The sequence below is a fragment of the Arthrobacter crystallopoietes genome (genome assembly GCF_017603825.1).
Taxonomy (GTDB): Bacteria; Actinomycetota; Actinomycetes; order Actinomycetales; family Micrococcaceae; genus Crystallibacter; species Crystallibacter crystallopoietes_B.
This window is the reverse complement of the sequence record NZ_CP072014.1, coordinates 1,385,751-1,402,006: the sequence shown is the minus strand read 5'-3', so window position 1 is coordinate 1,402,006 and position 16,256 is coordinate 1,385,751. Positions and strand designations below refer to the sequence as shown.

Annotated in this window: 18 protein-coding genes; 13 read left to right on the top strand and 5 right to left on the bottom strand. The window is 66.6% G+C overall.

Annotated features, from left to right (window positions below):
- The first annotated feature begins 15 nt into the window (after window positions 1–15).
- The 4 genes from J5251_RS06495 (at window position 16) to J5251_RS06480 (ending at window position 5,233) form a co-directional block, all read left to right on the top strand.
- Window positions 16–1,167 carry a glycoside hydrolase family 76 protein gene (locus J5251_RS06495; RefSeq protein WP_208575561.1) on the top strand — a complete coding sequence of 384 codons (1,152 nt, stop codon included), beginning with the start codon at window positions 16–18 and terminating at the stop codon, window positions 1,165–1,167.
- A gap of 163 nt (window positions 1,168–1,330) precedes the next feature.
- On the top strand, window positions 1,331–2,386 hold the full coding sequence (locus J5251_RS06490) for an iron ABC transporter substrate-binding protein (RefSeq protein WP_139004161.1): 1,056 nt from the start codon (window positions 1,331–1,333) through the stop codon (window positions 2,384–2,386).
- Window positions 2,387–2,679: 293 nt separating this feature from the next.
- Complete coding sequence (locus J5251_RS06485) at window positions 2,680–4,116, top strand: ABC transporter permease (RefSeq protein ID WP_208576067.1); 1,437 nt, start codon at window positions 2,680–2,682, stop codon at window positions 4,114–4,116.
- 22 nt (window positions 4,117–4,138) lie between these two features.
- On the top strand, window positions 4,139–5,233 hold the full coding sequence (locus tag J5251_RS06480; RefSeq protein WP_139004160.1) for an ABC transporter ATP-binding protein: 1,095 nt from the start codon (window positions 4,139–4,141) through the stop codon (window positions 5,231–5,233).
- 20 nt (window positions 5,234–5,253) lie between these two features.
- Here the strand turns inward: J5251_RS06480 and J5251_RS06475 are convergent, their stop codons facing one another.
- Entirely contained in the window at window positions 5,254–5,844 is a 591-nt protein-coding gene (locus J5251_RS06475; RefSeq protein WP_139004159.1) for a YdeI/OmpD-associated family protein, read from the bottom strand.
- 71 nt (window positions 5,845–5,915) lie between these two features.
- Between J5251_RS06475 and J5251_RS06470 the strand changes: the two genes are divergently transcribed.
- The 4 genes from J5251_RS06470 (at window position 5,916) to J5251_RS06455 (ending at window position 9,347) form a co-directional block, all read left to right on the top strand.
- Window positions 5,916–6,683 carry a VOC family protein gene (locus J5251_RS06470; protein WP_208575560.1) on the top strand — a complete coding sequence of 256 codons (768 nt, stop codon included), beginning with the start codon at window positions 5,916–5,918 and terminating at the stop codon, window positions 6,681–6,683.
- A gap of 160 nt (window positions 6,684–6,843) precedes the next feature.
- On the top strand, window positions 6,844–7,383 hold the full coding sequence (locus tag J5251_RS06465; protein ID WP_139004158.1) for an NUDIX hydrolase family protein: 540 nt from the start codon (window positions 6,844–6,846) through the stop codon (window positions 7,381–7,383).
- Between the two features lie 212 nt (window positions 7,384–7,595).
- The gene (locus J5251_RS06460; protein ID WP_208575559.1) at window positions 7,596–8,498 is read left to right on the top strand and encodes a DUF6707 family protein; all 903 of its coding nucleotides are present in this window, start codon (window positions 7,596–7,598) and stop codon (window positions 8,496–8,498) included.
- A gap of 72 nt (window positions 8,499–8,570) precedes the next feature.
- Entirely contained in the window at window positions 8,571–9,347 is a 777-nt protein-coding gene (locus tag J5251_RS06455; protein ID WP_244250828.1) for an SRPBCC domain-containing protein, read from the top strand.
- Between the two features lie 44 nt (window positions 9,348–9,391).
- On the opposite strand, the gene J5251_RS20295 is transcribed toward J5251_RS06455, so the two are convergent.
- Window positions 9,392–9,937 (bottom strand): FUSC family protein, encoded by a 546-nt coding sequence (locus J5251_RS20295; RefSeq protein ID WP_244250827.1) that lies wholly within the window; start codon window positions 9,935–9,937, stop codon window positions 9,392–9,394.
- A complete protein-coding gene (locus J5251_RS20290) occupies window positions 9,891–10,391 on the bottom strand; it encodes a hypothetical protein (protein ID WP_244250826.1) in 501 nt (166 codons plus the stop codon). The genes J5251_RS20295 and J5251_RS20290 overlap by 47 nt, the downstream gene beginning before the upstream one ends.
- 104 nt (window positions 10,392–10,495) lie before the next feature.
- Here J5251_RS20290 and tgt point away from each other — a divergent pair, with 104 nt between their 5' ends.
- Window positions 10,496–11,764: a tRNA guanosine(34) transglycosylase Tgt gene (gene tgt, locus J5251_RS06445; protein WP_208575557.1), complete on the top strand. Its 1,269-nt coding sequence runs from the start codon at window positions 10,496–10,498 to the stop codon at window positions 11,762–11,764.
- Here the strand turns inward: tgt and J5251_RS06440 are convergent.
- Window positions 11,730–12,341: a DUF4126 domain-containing protein gene (locus tag J5251_RS06440; RefSeq protein ID WP_139004154.1), complete on the bottom strand. Its 612-nt coding sequence runs from the start codon at window positions 12,339–12,341 to the stop codon at window positions 11,730–11,732. The two genes, tgt and J5251_RS06440, sit on opposite strands and share 35 nt — an antisense overlap.
- Before the next feature lie 61 nt (window positions 12,342–12,402).
- Between J5251_RS06440 and J5251_RS06435 the strand changes: the two genes are divergently transcribed.
- Both J5251_RS06435 and J5251_RS06430 read left to right on the top strand, forming a co-directional pair.
- Window positions 12,403–13,194, top strand: a complete 792-nt coding sequence (locus J5251_RS06435; protein WP_139004153.1) for a ZIP family metal transporter — start codon at window positions 12,403–12,405, stop codon at window positions 13,192–13,194.
- A gap of 132 nt (window positions 13,195–13,326) precedes the next feature.
- Window positions 13,327–13,701, top strand: coding sequence for an SRPBCC domain-containing protein (locus tag J5251_RS06430; protein ID WP_244250825.1), 375 nt, complete (start codon window positions 13,327–13,329; stop codon window positions 13,699–13,701).
- Window positions 13,702–13,747: 46 nt separating this feature from the next.
- Here the strand turns inward: J5251_RS06430 and J5251_RS06425 are convergent, their stop codons facing one another.
- Window positions 13,748–14,452, bottom strand: coding sequence for a queuosine precursor transporter (locus J5251_RS06425; RefSeq protein ID WP_208575555.1), 705 nt, complete (start codon window positions 14,450–14,452; stop codon window positions 13,748–13,750).
- A 250-nt stretch (window positions 14,453–14,702) separates the two neighbouring features.
- Here J5251_RS06425 and J5251_RS06420 point away from each other — a divergent pair, with 250 nt between their 5' ends.
- Window positions 14,703–15,203, top strand: coding sequence for a hypothetical protein (locus J5251_RS06420; protein ID WP_139004150.1), 501 nt, complete (start codon window positions 14,703–14,705; stop codon window positions 15,201–15,203).
- 89 nt (window positions 15,204–15,292) lie between these two features.
- Window positions 15,293–16,138, top strand: a complete 846-nt coding sequence (locus tag J5251_RS06415) for a hydroxymethylpyrimidine/phosphomethylpyrimidine kinase (protein WP_208575554.1) — start codon at window positions 15,293–15,295, stop codon at window positions 16,136–16,138.
- Window positions 16,139–16,256 lie beyond the last annotated feature (118 nt).

Genomic DNA, 16,256 nt, shown 5'->3' with positions numbered 1-16,256 from the left:
AGCTACGCTGGTCAGATGGTCGCAGAGTCCAGCAAGCTTCCCGGCGAGCACCCGCCCCCGGCCAAATTCGCCGCGGGCCGGGCGGACGAGGCCGCCGCCGCTGTCATTCGGCACTTCGGCCAGCATCTGCTGGGCCTCCCGTTCACCCATCTGGGGGCCGTGGCCAGGCCCAGGCAGAGCTACCTGCCGCTGGTCGGGCCGTGGCACTACTGGTGGCAGGCGCACTATCTGGACTGCCTTGTGGATGCGGGCCGGCGTGAGCTGGAACGCCAGCAGCATTTCGACGGCGGGTTCGGCGCCAGCGCCGGCGAGCTCGGGGCGCGCCTGCTGCGCAGCATCAAGTGGCGCAACTGCTTCCGGTACACCAACTCCTACTATGACGACATGGCCTGGCTGGCGCTGGCGGTCGGCCGACTGGACACGCTGGCCGCCACGGCGGACAAGCCGCGGTTCCGCAACCGGGCCGCTGCCCGCGCCTTGCTGCCGGCGCTGGAATCAGCCCACACAGCGGACCTGGGCGGCGGGCTGTTCTGGAACACCAAGCGCGATTTCAAGAACACCCCGGCGACGGCCCCGGCCGCCCTCCACTTTGCCCGCATCGGCCAGACGGACCGCGCGGCGGCCCTGCTGGACTGGCTGGATGACAAGCTTTACGACGGCGTTTCCGGGCTGTACCAGGACGGGCTGCGCCTTGTGGACGGAGAGCCGGTGCTGGTGCCGGACATTTACAGCTACAACCAAGGCCCGGTGCTGGCAGCGCTGTTGGAGGTTGGCCGGGACGCGGACGTGCAGCGTGCCGCGGACCTGATCAAGGCGGTGGCCGCCGGGCTCACCACCGACCATGACGGCCTGCCCGTGCTGCGCACCCACGGCGACGGGGACGGCGGACTGTTCACCGGGATCCTGGCGCGCTACATGGCGGTTGCGGCCAGCTCGGAACGGCTGCCCGCGGATGCCCGGGAGCAGGCCCGGATGCTGGTAGCCAACACCGCCGCTGCGTTCTGGTCCGGACGCCGGCTGGAGAACCACCGCACGTGGGAAGTGCTGGTGTTTTCCAAGGATCCGGCCCTGCCGGCCAAGACCACTTATCCCCCGGGCGAGCGCGTGCAGCTTTCCACCCAACTGCAGGCCTGGATGACGCTCGAAGCCGCCGCTTCCGTCGCCTGACCAACCGGGTCGTTGTCACCTTTCGACAATAAGTTACGTGGCCGTTGCTTATTTCGTTTGGCTTCTGCCACAATGGCTGAGCACAGGTGAGCTAAGCCTTACCTTAGTTATCGGGCAATGCGGTGGGGACCGCGCCCGTCCTCATTTTCTTGAAAGGTTCTCCATGAAGATCCGATTTCCGCAGCTTTCCGCAGCCGCCATCGTCGCCGCCGCTGCACTGACCCTGTCCGCCTGCGGCTCCGGCTCCGAGTCGCCGGCACCCGAAGGATCCACCGCCGCCGCAGCAGCAACCGGTGAAATAACCGTTTACAACGCCCAGCACGAATCCATGACCCAGGCTTGGGTGGACGCGTTCGAGGCCGAGACCGGCATCAAGGTCAACGTCCGCCAGGGCAAGGACACCGAGATGAGCAACCAGATCATCGCCGAGGGGGATGCCTCCCCTGCCGATGTCTTCATCACCGAGAATTCACCAGCCATGACGCAGGTGGAAAACGCCGGACTCTTCGCCGACATCTCCCCCACCGTGCAGGACAACGTGCCGGAACAGTACCGGCCGTCGTCGAACAAATGGTCAGGCGTAGCGGCCCGGTCCACAGTCTTTGTGTACAACAAGGACGCCGTGAAGGAAGCCGACCTGCCGGCGTCGATCATGGATCTGGCCGATGAGAAGTGGGCCGGAAAGTGGGGAGCGGCTCCGGGCGGAGCGGACTTCCAGGCCATCGTCTCCGCCATGCTGGAGCTCGAGGGCGAAGAAGCCACCGCCGAATGGCTCAAGGCCATGAAGGAGAATGCCAAGGCCTACCCGAAGAACGGCGCTGCCATGAAGGCCGTCAATACCGGAGAGGTCGACGGCGCCGTCATCTACCACTACTACTACACGGCGGACCAGGCAGAGACCGCGGAGAACTCCGGCAACGTCGCCCCGCATTACTTCAAAAACCAGGATCCCGGTGCCTTCGTCAGCGTCTCCGGCGGCGGCGTCCTGAAGTCCTCCCAGCACCCGGAAGAGGCAATGCAATTCCTTGAATTCATCACGTCCAAGCAGGGCCAGGAGTCTCTGGCCGCTGGCAGCGACTACGAGTACCCGGTAGGCAAGGACGTCACTCCGCGCGAAGGGCTCATTCCCCTCGAGGAGCTCGACGCTCCCTCCGTTGATGCCGCCAAGCTGAACAGCCAGAAGGTTGTCGAGCTCATGACGGATGCCGGCCTGCTGTAGCACTGCCCATGTCGGTTCATCCACGAACGCGCACCGGTAGCCGGGGCCCTGCGGTCCCGGCTACCGGTGCGCCGTCGGGCGCTGCTTCATCCCGCATCGTTCCGGCGGCTCCCCTTACCGGCCTTGCTTCGCCCGACGGCCTTCCGTCCGGCCCCAAGCTGCCCGGCCCGCCCCCTCCGGTTCGGAGTACACTCCGGCGTAAGCGCAGCGCTGCGCGCCGGCCGTACGGAACGGTAGCTGCCGCCGTCGTAATTTCGCTGGCGACCCTGGTGCCGCTGGGCTTCGTCATCGTGATGACGGTGGCCACCGGCTGGGAGACGGCGGCGGAGCTCATCTTCCGGCCGCGCGTGGGCGAGCTGCTATTCAACACCGTGGCACTCGTGCTGGCTGCGGTTCCGCTGTGCATCCTGATCGGCATTGCGGCGGCCTGGCTGGTGGAGCGGACGCAGCTGCCCGGCGCGAGGTTCTGGTCCCTCGTGCTCGCCGCGCCGCTGGCTGTTCCCGCGTTCGTCAACAGCTACGCCTGGGTCAGCACCATTCCGTCGCTGGGCGGGATCGGCGGCGGCACACTGATTTCGGTGCTCTCCTACTACCCGCTGGTCTACATTCCAGCGGCCGCTGCCCTGCGCCGGATGGATCCCGCGCTCGAGCAGTCCGCGGCGTCGCTCGGGCTGGGACGCTGGCGCAGCTTTTTCCGCGTGGTCCTGCCTCAGCTCTGGCTGCCGATCACCGGCGGCGCCCTGCTGGTGGGGCTGCACCTGCTGGCCGAATTCGGCGCGTTTTCGATGATCCGGTTCGCCACCTTCACCACCGCAATCATGGAGCAGTACCAGTCCACTTTCAACGGCTCGGCGGCCAACATGCTCGCCAGCGTGCTGGTCTTCATCTGCCTGCTGATGCTGCTGGCCGAATCCCGCCTGCGCGGCAACGCCCGGTACGCCCGTTTGGGCTCCGGGGTAGCCAGCCGCCCACCAGCCCTGCCGCTCGGACGCTACCGGCTTGCCGCCGTCGCCGGTGTGCTGGCCCTGGCGGTGCTGGCGCTCGGGGTGCCGCTGGGCAACATCCTGCGCTGGCTGCTGGCCGGCGGAGCCGAAGTCTGGGACCTGCCGGTGATCGGCGAGACGCTGCTGCAGACCCTCGGTTTCGGCTTGGCCGGCGCCCTGCTGACCGTGGTGCTGGCCTTCCCCGTGGCGTGGCTCGCCGTGCGGTACCCGGGCTGGTTCACCAAGCTGCTGGAGAGCACCAACTACATCACGTCCGCGCTGCCCGGCATTGTGGTGGCGCTGGCGTTCATCACCGTGGCGATCAACTTCGCGCGGCCGCTGTACCAAACGGCGCCGCTGGTCATCGCCGCCTACGTGCTGTTGTTCCTGCCGCGGGCGCTGGTGAACCTGCGCGCCGGGCTGGCGCAGGCGCCGCTGGAGCTCGAAGAGGCCGCGCGGTCGCTGGGCATTTCGCCGTTCAGGGCGTTCCTGCGGGTGACCCTGCGCCTGACCGCGCCCGCTGCCGCCGGCGGGGCGGCCCTGGTTTTCCTGGGCATTGCCAACGAGCTGACCGCTACCCTGCTGCTCGCGCCCACGGGTGTGAACACGCTGGCCACACGATTCTGGGCGCTGAGTTCGGAGATCGATTACACCGGCGCCGCTCCGTACGCGCTGATCCTGATCCTGCTCTCGCTGCCGATGACCTACCTGCTCTACACCCAGTCGCAGAAGGCGGCCGGGCAATGAACGTTGTGGAAGGACCCTGCTTGTGAGCCCCGCGGACATTCCGGCGCCGGAAAGCCACCTGGTCGTCGACGCCGTCACCAAGTCCTTCGGCGATACGTCCGTGCTCCGCGGTGTCAGCCTGTCCGTGCAGAGAGGAATTACGACGGCGATCGTGGGCCCCTCGGGCAGCGGCAAGACCACCCTGCTGCGGCTGATTGCCGGTTTCGAGGCGCCTGACTCCGGCTGCATTACGCTCGACGGCGACGCGGTGGCCAACGGCGGCCGACTGGTTCCGGCGCACCGGCGGAACGTGGGCTATGTGGCCCAGGACGGGGCGCTCTTCCCGCACCTGAGCGTGGGCCGGAATATCGCTTTCGGGCTGGAGAAGAAGCGGTTCGGCTCCCGGGCGGCGGTGGAGGGCCGGGTCGCCGAGCTGCTGGCCATGGTCTCGCTGGAGCCCGGACACGCCGGACGCCGGCCCGACGAGCTCTCCGGCGGCCAGCAGCAGCGCGTCGCCCTGGCGCGGGCGCTGGCCCGCGAGCCGGAACTGATGCTGCTGGATGAACCGTTCAGCGCGCTAGACGCCGGCCTCCGGGTAGCCACCCGCAAGGCGGTGGCCCGTACCCTCGCGGCAGCCGGGGTAACCACCATCCTGGTCACTCACGACCAAGCGGAGGCGCTCTCCTTCGCGGACCAGGTGGCGGTGATGCGCCGCGGCATGCTGGCCCAGATCGGCAACCCCTTTGTGGTTTACACCCGGCCCGCTGACCGGGAGACAGCAGAGTTCCTCGGCGATGCGGTCATCCTCAACGCGGAACTGCAGGGCTCCCTGGCCACCTGCGCCCTCGGCGGCATCCCGGTCCGCCGGCCCACGTGCCAAGGCAAGGTGCACCTGATGCTGCGCCCGGAGCAGATCCGCATCTCCGACAGCGGCCCTATCCGCGGCACCGTGCTGGAGACGGACTTCTTTGGGCCGGAGGTGACGGTGCGGCTGGAACTTCACGGGCCCCAGGATGCGAAGGGGAACAGGCAACGCGGGGAGACCATCACCATCCGCCACTGGAACGCGACGCTGGCCAAGCCCGGCTCGGAACTGTTCCTGCGCGTGATCGGCGAGGGCGTGGCCTTCCCGGCCTGAGTCTTTCCCGAACCCCTAAGCTACGGCTTCTTCTTCTGCGGGTACGGTGCCTCGTGCCGGGCCAGCATCTCCACGAAGCCGGCGATCTTCTTGCGGCGGGCGTCCTCGGTCTTGAGCTGGCTGAGCCGGAAGATCAGTGCGAACCGGTTCTGCGAGGTCAGCACGTCGAACATGGCCTGCGCCCGAGGCACGGCAGCGATCGCTGCGGCGAGATCCTCGGGTACCTCCGCGGTCGCGGGTCCGGCATAGGCCTTGTCCCACCGCCCATCGGCCTGCGCCGCCGCGACCGCCGCGCGTCCGGCGTCGTGCATTTTTCCTGCCGCCTCCAGCTGCTCGATCCGTGCCACGTTGCGCAGCGACCAGATGCTGCGCTTGCCCCGGGGGCTGAACCGCTGGAAGGAACTCCCGGCGTCGCGCCGCTTGGCCTGCCCGTCGATCCAGCCGAAACACAGCGCTTCTTCGAGGGCGCCGGCATAGTCGAGCGTGGTGACGGTTCCGCCCTTCTTGTGCAGCACCAGCCACACGCCGGGCGAGCTGTGATGGTGCTCCTCCAGCCAGGTGCGCCAGGCGGCAGCATCGGGCAGCAGCAATTCGGGGAGTTCGACAGCCATGCGCAAACACTAGCCGCGCAACCGGCCACCACGCCATACTCTGGAAAGAGGCCGCTACCGAGGAGACAAAAATGCTGCGCGTCCGCCCCGTCCACTACACGTCCCGCATGCACGAGTACAAGGAACTGCTGACCGCGCTAGGGCTCGCCGTCACCGCCGACTACGAGACCTGGATGGAGTTCGACGCCGGCCACGGGCGGCTCGCGGTCCACGCCATGCCCGCCGGGCCCGACGACGGCATCACCTCGCTCGGCTTCGAGGCGCGGGACCTGGAGGAATTCCGCCGCCGGACGGAGGAAGCCGGGACGCGGGCCGAGCCGTTCTCCGCAGACCACGGCGGCAGCGTGAAGGTCACGTCGCCGGAGGGCACCGTGTTCCTGGTGGACCGGGCCAACGAGGGGGCCGAACCGCATGACGCCGATCCGTCGCTGACAGTAGCCGCGGTATGGACCACGACCGAGCTGCCCACGGCGGCCAAGGTCCTCGCGGCTATCGGTGCCCGCCGACGCTCCCCGGCACGGACTGGCGGCCAGACCGAGTTCAGCCAGGCGGACTGGGAGCTGACAGACGTGGGCCGGGTTGACTTCGCCACCAAGAACGGCGGGATTATCACGGTGCAGCAAGGCGCTGCCGCCGGGATTGCCATCGGTTTCGAGTACGACGGCGGGCTCGAGGTTCTGCGCGACAGGTTGGCCTCGGCCGGGTTCCAGTCGCGGCTGGCCGAGGACGACGCCGGCGGCCGTGTGCTCCTTGTGCCGGACCCTGACGGCTCTGACAGTGCAAGCGGCGCGGGCGGCGGGAACATCAGGATCCGCGAGGCAACCGTACACCAGTTGTGATCCGGGCTCCCTGCCTGCCCTCTTGTCCCCGCCTCCAGTGGTCACCGCCGTCGTTCATTGTTCCGGGACGCACACCCCGCGCTTACGCTCTACGGAAAACCCGCGCCCTCCCGGCTGGTCACGCGTGACGGGCGCATCAGCCGTGCGGTAGAACAAGTACATGAATGTTCGCACTCCCGACCCGTATCCAGGCTGGCTCTCCGAAGAGGATCTCTACGAGGCCCGGCAGCGTTTGCCCATGGTCTATGTGGAGGCTGTTCCGGTTCGGCTGGACTCCCTCGGCTATGTGACCGAGGTCGGGCTCCTGCTGCAGGCCTCGGACGAGGGGCAGATGGTGCGGACCTTTGTCTCGGGGCGGGTGATGTACCGCGAGACCATCCGTGCCGCGCTCATCCGGCATCTGGAAAAGGATCTTGGGCCGCTGGCGTTCCCGCAACTGCCGGCCTCCCCCGTGCCCTTTACCGTGGCCGAGTACTTCCCCTCCCCGTCGGAAACCGGGATGACGGATGACCGCCAGCACTGCGTCGCGCTGGCCTACCTGATCCCCGTCACCGGTGAGTGCGAGCCCCGGCAGGACGCACTGGAACTGACTTGGATGACGCCGGACGACGCCCTGAGCCCGGAGGTCCAGTCGGAGTTCGTCGGCGGACGCGGCAACCTGCTGCGCCACGCGCTGGCCCATGCCGGCTGGTGCCGCTGACCGCCAGGAGCCCTCACACTACGGCGGCTCAGCGCAGGCCGGAGTGCAGGCGTGCCGCCAGGGTGCGCTCATCATGCCCGGCCTGATAACGACGGCGGAGGTCCGGCTTCATGCCGGCTGCTGCCACGTGCTACCGGCGTGGCGCAACTTCGGCTTGAGAGGTAACAAATTCATATACTGAGGTTTGACCCTGAGCTTTGGAGGACCACCCAATGACCGAGCAACAGCCACAGACATACGTCCATAATGTCAAAGCTGAGGCGGTTGAACCGGGCCATATGTTTCTGCGTAGGCGCGGAAAGCAATCGGCCGCGGTGGTGTCCTCCGCCGTCGAAAAGGATGATTTCGGCTCGCCGGCGCTGGTGATCGCCAAGCTGGCCGACGGAACGCAGGTGCGCATCGCCCACGGTTCGAGCATCCGGGTTGCCTCCACGCGGCCCTTCCAGAAGGCTCCGACCGTCCTGACAAACAGCGACCTTGAACTGATCCCCGCCGAGGAGGGCACGCCGGAGGCGGTCATCGTGGGCACCGCGCGGGCCCATCCGAAGGACATCAGGGTCCAGCGCCTCGCCGCCCGCCTGAGCAAGGGACTGAACACCAAGGCCGGCAGCAACCTGCAGGATGTCCGCGATCTGGCCCACCGGCTATTCGTCGACCTGGCGGATGAGGACAACGCCCTTCATGTCTGCCGCCTGGTAACGGACCTGCCCTTCGACGGCAACTTCGGGCGTTGGAAGTGGATCCAGTCCACGCTGGCGATCGCGGCCTACATCACCCATGAGGCCGGCGATCTCGAGGAGTCCCAGCGGCTCGGCGACGCCATGCGCGCCCCGGACGAGGCCGAAGAGGAAGATCCGCTGCGCGCCAAGATGAACGCCGTGGTACGCCAGCGCCAGCTCAACGAGCCCAACCTCTACGACTCGGAGATCCACCGGGCCATGGCCTCCGGCGACCAATCGGCGGAGCACGAATGGCGCGTCGAACGCCTTTCCACCCTGATGTATCTGCGCACCCACGGCGGCTCAGAGACCCTCGAGCCGGCCGAGCTGGACCGCCGCATCGCCAACGAACTGGTGGCCATCCGCGCGCTGAACGGCAAGCTGACCGCTCCCTGATCTCCGGCCTCCCCACACCTCTGGCCAGTCCAAGGAGCCGGGGGTAAAGTCGGCCTCATGACGGATAGCGCTGTGAAAACAGAATCTGGTCCCCGCAAGCTCAGCGTCCACATCAACGCAGACGCCCAGCAGGTATGGGTCATGCTGCGCGAACCGAAACGGCTTGCTCAATGGCACGGCTGGGAGCTGGACGGTCTCGATGAGGAGATCAAAGAGATCTACTTTGCCGGCGCCGTCGAAAACCCCGACCACAAGAAGCTCACGCTGGGCAATGGCGATACGTTCATCATCGAGCCGGTTGAGGACGGCGTCCAGCTGACACTCGAACGCGGACTCCTGGACCCGGCATCGGAGATGGGACATTGGGACAAGGACCTCACCGAAGGGTGGAACACGTTCCTGCAGCAGCTGCGTTTCATGCTCGAGCGGCACCCGAACACCCCGCGGCAGAGCACCTACTTTTCCGCTGATTCCGTGCCCGAAGGCGGCCTCCTGCAGAGCCTGGGCCTAACGGACCTGCCGGAGCCTGGCGACCCGTACGAAGCGACCCTGAGCACGGGCGAATCGATCAGCGGGAAGGTCTGGTTCCGTACCGAAGCGCAGCTAGGGCTGACGGTCCAGTCCTATGCCGAGCACGGTGACGGTCTGCTGATCCTCGCCACCATGCCCCAACTCATGGACGAAAGGCCCGACGGCGGCACGCAGGTTCTGATTACCACCTACGGCTTGGGTGCCAAGTCGCTGGCCGAAATCCGGGAAACCTGGGACGGCTGGCGGACCCAGCACTTCCCCTCCTCGGAGCCGATGTCCACGCGCAGCCGCTCACGTGACGAGCTGCCCGTGCGCTAGCTTGCCGGCGGCGCCTTCCAAGCCACGGTTGCCCGGAAAACGCGTCAGGCCTCGGGATCCTGGTGCTTCCGCAGCCGGCGCCGGGCCTTTTCCCGCAGCGTTCGCTGGTGCATCAGGTAGACCAGGCTGAGGCCTACCAGCGCGCCGATGGCCGTCTGGATGGCACGGTCCACCATCAGGGCGGTCGGGTCCGTAGGTGCTGCCAGCTCGGTCATCAAGAGTGCCAGCGGCGTGATGAAGATGAGCGCCAGGGCGTAGTGGCGCAACACAAACATCTCCGCAGCGAACTGCAGCACGATCACTATCAGCACCATTACCCACGGCGCCGGATGCGGTGCCAGCAGCAGTCCGGCAGCAGCCACCCCGGCAAACGTACCCAGGATGCGGTGGACGCCCTTGTTGACACGCTGCGCCAGGCTCGGACCGGCGATCGGCGCCACGGCAGCGACCATCGCCCAGTAGTTGTGGCCCAGGCCCACCGTGGTTGCCAGCGCTCCCGCAGCAAGGGCGGCCAGGGCGTTGGCGCCGGCTTCGACGCCGAATTCACGCCACTGCCCGGGAGTCAGGATGCGGCGTTCGGGCGCGGCCATGGAGGTCCGCCAGGCCGGATGCAAGCGGCGTCGTGAGCGGGATGGAGCCGATGGCGGCGTAGCCGAAGGTAAAGAAGATGACCCCGGCCGGACGCAGCTGGAAGTAGTTCACCGCCAGCGACCACAGCCCGGCCACGATGGTGGTGCCGAAAACGATCCCCCAAGGCCCGGCGCCGGCCGCCGAGGTCAGGGCGCCCACAAACATAACCAGCAGAATCAACACACCAAACCGGCCCTGATGGCGAAGCCTCACGCCGTGGGCCTCGCCGCGACCGTAAATGCCGGTAAAGGCACCGAAAGCGGCGAAAACCATCAGGTCGAAGCGGCCCGCCGCCAGCAGGACGAGCAGCGGCAGTCCCACGCTGACGGCACAGCGCGTGGCCACAACATGGTCCCGGCGGGCAGGACCCACACGGAAAAACTCGCGCACATGGTGTTTCACGGTGACGGCCACGACAACAAATTATCGCGCCAACACGAGGCTGCCTCAATTTTGTGAGCAGTCAGACAGGGCCCGGGCGGAACAGTCCGCTCCGCGGGATAAGGCAAAATGGATAGGTGCCGCAATCTGATTTTTCCTTCACCGTAGGCAAACGCCTGTCCGAAACTGCCCTTCCCACCGCCGCCCAGGTCGCGGCCAACGGCGGTGAATTCAGGGGGCGCACCGGCATCATCGCCACCCCGCATGGCGAAATCCAGACACCGGCCTTCATCGCCGTCGGCACCAAGGCCACAGTGAAGGCCGTGCTCCCCGAGGCCATGAAGGACCTCGGCGCCCAGGCCTTGCTGGCCAACGCGTACCACCTCTATCTGCAGCCCGGCCCGGAAATCCTGGACGAGGCCGGCGGCCTGGGGAAGTTCATGAACTGGACCGGCCCCACCTTCACCGACTCGGGCGGTTTCCAGGTGATGAGCCTGGGCTCCGGGTTCAAGAAGGTCATCAACATGGACGCTGCCGCGGAGGCCGGGGCCGGTTCCGGCGCCGATGACCGCGTAGCGGCAGGCAAGGAGCGCCTCGCCCATGTGGATGACGACGGCGTCTGGTTCAAGTCCCACCTCAACGGCGACCGCCACCGGTTCACGCCGGAGATCTCCATGCAGGTCCAGCACCAGCTCGGGGCGGACATCATGTTCGCCTTCGACGAGCTGACCACGCTGATGAACTCCCGTGCCTACCAGGAGCTCAGTCTGGAGCGCACCCGGCTCTGGGCCGAGCGCTGCATCGTCGAGCACGAGCTGCTGACCGAGGAGCGTTCGCACCGGCCGTACCAAGCGCTGTTCGGTGTCATCCAGGGCGCGCAGTACGAGGACCTGCGCCGCAAGGCCTGCAGCGATCTCGGCGCCATGAACTTCGACGGCTTCGGCATCGGCGGGGCGCTGGAAAAGGAGAACCTCGGCACCATCGTGCGCTGGTGCAACGAGGAACTCCCCGAGGACAAGCCGCGCCACCTGCTGGGCATTTCCGAACCCGACGACATCTTCACCGCCATCGAAAACGGCGCGGACACCTTCGACTGCGTCTCCCCCACCCGGGTGGCCCGCAACTCCGCCTTCTACACGCCGGACGGCCGGAAAAACCTCTCCAACGCCAAGTTCAAGCGGGACTTCACCCCGCTGGTGGAGGGCTGCGACTGCTACGCCTGCGCCAACTACACCCGCGCCTATATCCACCACCTGTTCAAGGCCAACGAGATGGTCAGCCACACCCTGATCTCCATCCACAACGAGCGCTTCACCGTGAAACTGGTCGACGACGCCCGGCTGGCCATCGAGGACGGCTCCTTCTTCGACTTCAAAAACGAGGTCTTGGGACGCTACTACGCCTGACCCCCGGCCGGCGGAACCGGCGGTACAGCAGCCACAAACCAAGTACGACGGCGGCAATCACCACGATCACGAGCGCCGGCAACAGTACGGCGGCCAAGGCGAGCGACAGGCTCGCGGTGTCCTCTACGGTGCTGACCACCGGCGCCGCTGTGCCGACGGTCGCAGCGTTCAGCACCGGCCGGGTCATCATCTTCACCAGGTGGACGGCAAACGCAATGACAATGCCGATAACCACGGGGACCCAGGCGTCGCCGCCGAAGAAGGAATCCGGGTCCGGGACGGTTACTGTTTCCGAGGACACCCCGCTGCCGAAGACGATGCCGCCGGCGGCTGGCCGGATCACCGTCTGGATCCAGTCGTTGATACTGTCCACCATCGGGATTTTGTCCGCGGCGATCTCCAGTACCAGCAGCAGGCCCACAATCAGCAACACCCACCCGTTGCCCAGCCACGCCCACTCGGCGGGCAACTGGACCAGGTCCGTGTACCGGTCCAGCAGGCCAAGGATCAGCATCGGGATGAATGCATTCAGTCCCGCTGCCGCAGACAGTCCCGTGCCGGTCAGGATTTCGAACATGGCATAAGAGTAATCCCAAATCTGCGGCTCCGACGTGGCCAAACGCTTCTATACTGGCGCCATGGGACCGTCACTGGTTTTTGGCGCCGTGGCTTCCAGCGCACTGGTGCTGGGCGCGCTCATCGGTGTGAAGTTCGAGCTGCCCAAGCGGTTCCTGGCCATGCTGCTTTCCTTCGCGGCGGGCGCCCTGATCACGGCCCTGAGTTTCGAGCTCTTCCAGGATGCCTACCGGCACGGCGGCATCTGGCGCGCCGCCATCGGTCTCTTCGTGGGCGCAGCCGTCTTCACCACTTTAAGCGCCTTGCTTGACCGCTGGGCCCAGCCCAAGTCGCGGCCTACCCCGGCCGACCAATATCAGGGCAGTGCCAAGCTGGACACCAACGCGGCTGCCGAGGACCGCGCGCCCACCAAGGAATCCACCCGGGGCGCCGCCGGCATGGCGCTGCTGGCCGCCGTCACGCTCGATGGCGTGCCGGAGAACATCGCCCTGGGCGTCTCGCTGACGGAAGGAACCGGCGGGCTGGCACTGCTGGCCGCGATCTTCGTGTCCAACCTGCCGGAAGCGCTCGTCGGCGCTTCCTCCATGCGCAGCCAGGGCAAGACCACGGGCAAGATCCTCGGCCTGTGGCTGGTGTGCGCAGTGCTGCTCGTCGCCGCCGTCGTTATTGGGGCCGGTCCCCTCTCGGGCAGCGACCCGGAGACCATCTCCCTGCCGCTGGCTTTCGCCGCCGGCGCGGTGATCGCCTCGCTGGCGGACACCCTCATGCCCGAGGCGTTCGAGCACGGCGGCCCGGCAGTTGCGCTCAGTACCGCCGCCGGTTTTGTCCTCTCGTTCGTGCTGTCGCTCGCCTAAGCTAGCCGCCCCATTCTCCTCGCCACCTCCCCGCCGCATCTTCCGGTGGCCGGGCCATTGACGACTGCCCTGCGAGCGGGTAATCCGGTGTACATGACTCCAACAGGATTAACGCAGGATGCAGGCTGGGAAATGGGAGTCCGCAAGACGGTTCCGGCACCGTTGCCCCAGGTCTGGGACTTCCTTATCGGCGAGGGGCTGCCGCTCTGGCTGGGCGAAACGACCCTGGGCACCCGCCGCCGCGACCAATATGAAACCACGGATGGCACCCGGGGCGAAATCCGCAGTTTCCACCCGCACGAGCGGATCAGACTGACCTGGGAGCCGCAGGACTGGGATCACGATTCCATCCTGCAGATCACCCTGATGCAGGTACAGGCAGGCACTGCCATCGGCTTCCACCAGGAGCATCTGGCCAGTGCCGCGGAGCGGGAGAAGATGCTGGATCACTGGCACGACGTTGCCGATCGGATCGCCGCTGCCCTTGGCAAGAGAACTCCGCGCTAGGGCGCTGCCGTCAGAGTGCGGCCCAGGGTGAGGACGCCGCCTGCGCTTAAGACGCAGCCCCGTACGAAGGTTCCCGCTTCTTCACCCAGCCGATGGCCGCCGTCGTAAGCGGAACGAAGAGGAACTCGACAAGCGTCTTGTAGACAAAGCCGACGACGACGTAGTTCACGAACGTCGGGAAGTCCGTGATGCCGATGACCGAGGCCGCGATCGAGCAGAAGATCAGGGTATCCGCGAATTCGCCGACGCCGGTGGAGCCCATCAACCGCGCCCAGAGCCTGCGCTCCCCAAAGCGCTCCTTCATCTTCACCAGCACCCAGGAATTGAGCGTCTGGCCGACCAGGAAGCCCAGCAGGCTCGCGAGCACAATCAGCGGCACCGGGCCGAGGGCCAGTTCCAGCGCTTCCTGTTTGGCGATGCCGAAATCGTCGTCGAAGCCGGGCAGCGCGATGATGACCCAGTAGCAGAACGAGGCGAAAACGGAGAGGGCGAACGTGGTGAGGATGGCCTTGCGCGCCACCTTGAAGCCGTACACCTCGCTGACAACGTCGCCCAGGATGTAGGCCAGCGGGAAGAGGAAGAAACCGCCGTCGGTGATGATCGGTCCAATGGCCACGCCCTTGGAGGCGCCGATGTTGGACAGGATCAGCACCACCGCCATGGCCGCGAGCATGATGCCGAAGTAGGGGCTGCCGATTGAGGCGAAGTTGGCCGGAGCGTGGCCGGGGCGGGATTTCTGCAGGTCAGTCATTGTGGTTTTGTACCTTTGGGAAGTAGTGGTTCGCGCAACGCCGCGATGCTGCCGGTAGTGCCGGCGTCGAAAGCGTTGGCTGTATTAGCACTGGGCCCGTCTGCGCCCGGACCGGCATCAATTCTCCCACGTCGCCGGACGAGTGGTTGCGTTACGGGCGCTTCGATCTATTCTGGGGTAAGACCCTCAGTCCGGCGCCGGCAGGGGACAGTGCCGCGGCGACTGCCACTGACCTCGGAAGGGGCATGCAATGACGCAGGACGGGACCAACGCGGATCCTCTCGAACCGGGTCTGCCGGAGGACGAGCAGTTCGCGGATGAACTGCTGGACCACAAGCCCGGCCACCGCGTCACGTTCGGCCCGCTGGCGTTCTTTACCGGTTTCTTCGTCACCATCGCCGCCTTCTCGCTCACCCTGATGCTGATCTCGATCGTCGGCGGCACGTTCAGCTGGCGGCAGGTCTGGCCGACCTTCGGCATGGCGTTTGTCGTGCTGCTCTACGCCGCCGGCATCGGCCTGATCATCGGCGCGCCCATCGCCTTCCTGTTGGGCCTGGCGCTGCGGCCCGTCCGCCGCCAGTGGGTCCACGTGCTGGTGTTCTTCGTGGTCATTACGCTGGTGGCCTGGCTGATCTTCAGCGTGATGTACGGCGGGGCGGCATGGGAGACGCTGCTGCTGGCAGCGCTGATCGGGCTGTGCGCCGCCATCGGCCGGGCCTCCGTGTGGAAGCTCGTGACCGTCTACGACTGAGGGGCGTGTGGTCCTGCGCTGGGACCGGCCCGAGCAGTGAGAAGGCGCCCGGTTGGCCATCGGCGGGGGTCACGATGGAAAATGGACGCATGCCTTCTTCCACTGACATTTCCGCAGACGCTGCCCTGACTGCCCGTCCCGCCATTACGCTGACGATTGCAGGCTCCGAAGCCACCGGCGGCGCCGGGGCCCAGGCAGACCTGAAAACCTTCCAGGAACTCGGTACCTACGGCATCACCGCCCTGACGTGCATCGTTTCCTTCGACCCTAAGGACAGCTGGAACCACCGCTTCGTCCCGGTCGATGCGAACGTCATCGCCGACCAGCTCGAAGCCATCCAGACCTGCTATGAGGGCTCGCTGAAGACCGTCAAGATCGGCATGCTGGGCTCCCCCGTCACTATCGACACGGTAGCCGCCGCGCTGAGCAACCAGGAGTGGGACAACATCGTGTTGGACCCCGTGCTGATCTGCAAGGGCCAGGAACCCGGCCACGCGCTGGACACCGATCAGGCGCTCAAGGCTCAGGTCCTGCCGCTGGCCACCTTCGTCACCCCGAACCATTTCGAGGCCGAATCCCTGTCCGGCATCACGATCAGCAATGTCGAGGATCTGGAAAAGGCTGCCCGCATCATCCACGAAGCCTCCGGCGCTGCGGTGCTGGCCAAGGGCGGCGTACGCCTTGAGGGCCCGGATGCCGTGGACGTCTTTTTCGACGGCGAGACCCTCGAAGTGCTCAGCGCACCGAAGGTCGGCGAGGTAGCCGTTAGTGGCGCGGGCTGCTCGCTGGCCGCGGCCGTTACCGCCGAACTGGCCAAGGGCGCCACTCCGCTGGAGGCCGCGCGGACAGCCAAGGCCTTCGTGACCGAGGGCATCAAGGCACGCGTCTCCTCCCACGCCCCGTTCGACGCGCTGTGGCAGGGCTTCGCCAACTAAGGCGCGGGTCCGGTAGCGGGTCCGGTCGCAGTCAAACACTGGTTCGCCCCTTTGCAGGCATAACTGCCCACGTTTAGGCCTAACTTCCCAGCTTTAGCCTTCAAGCAACGCTCCGACT

Coding starts and splice junctions, on each gene's coding strand:
- J5251_RS06495 (WP_208575561.1), top strand. CDS start 16: ATGGTCGCAGAGTCCAGCAAGCTTCCCGGCGAGCACCCGCCCCCGGCC.
- J5251_RS06490 (WP_139004161.1), top strand. CDS start 1,331: ATGAAGATCCGATTTCCGCAGCTTTCCGCAGCCGCCATCGTCGCCGCC.
- J5251_RS06485 (WP_208576067.1), top strand. CDS start 2,680: ATGACGGTGGCCACCGGCTGGGAGACGGCGGCGGAGCTCATCTTCCGG.
- J5251_RS06475 (WP_139004159.1), bottom strand. CDS start 5,844: ATGGCTGTCGAACTCCCCGAATTGCTGCTGCCCGATGCTGCCGCCTGG.
- J5251_RS06470 (WP_208575560.1), top strand. CDS start 5,916: ATGCTGCGCGTCCGCCCCGTCCACTACACGTCCCGCATGCACGAGTAC.
- J5251_RS06465 (WP_139004158.1), top strand. CDS start 6,844: ATGAATGTTCGCACTCCCGACCCGTATCCAGGCTGGCTCTCCGAAGAG.
- J5251_RS06460 (WP_208575559.1), top strand. CDS start 7,596: ATGACCGAGCAACAGCCACAGACATACGTCCATAATGTCAAAGCTGAG.
- J5251_RS20295 (WP_244250827.1), bottom strand. CDS start 9,937: ATGGCCGCGCCCGAACGCCGCATCCTGACTCCCGGGCAGTGGCGTGAA.
- J5251_RS06440 (WP_139004154.1), bottom strand. CDS start 12,341: ATGTTCGAAATCCTGACCGGCACGGGACTGTCTGCGGCAGCGGGACTG.
- J5251_RS06435 (WP_139004153.1), top strand. CDS start 12,403: ATGGGACCGTCACTGGTTTTTGGCGCCGTGGCTTCCAGCGCACTGGTG.
- J5251_RS06430 (WP_244250825.1), top strand. CDS start 13,327: ATGGGAGTCCGCAAGACGGTTCCGGCACCGTTGCCCCAGGTCTGGGAC.
- J5251_RS06425 (WP_208575555.1), bottom strand. CDS start 14,452: ATGACTGACCTGCAGAAATCCCGCCCCGGCCACGCTCCGGCCAACTTC.
- J5251_RS06420 (WP_139004150.1), top strand. CDS start 14,703: ATGACGCAGGACGGGACCAACGCGGATCCTCTCGAACCGGGTCTGCCG.
- J5251_RS06415 (WP_208575554.1), top strand. CDS start 15,293: ATGCCTTCTTCCACTGACATTTCCGCAGACGCTGCCCTGACTGCCCGT.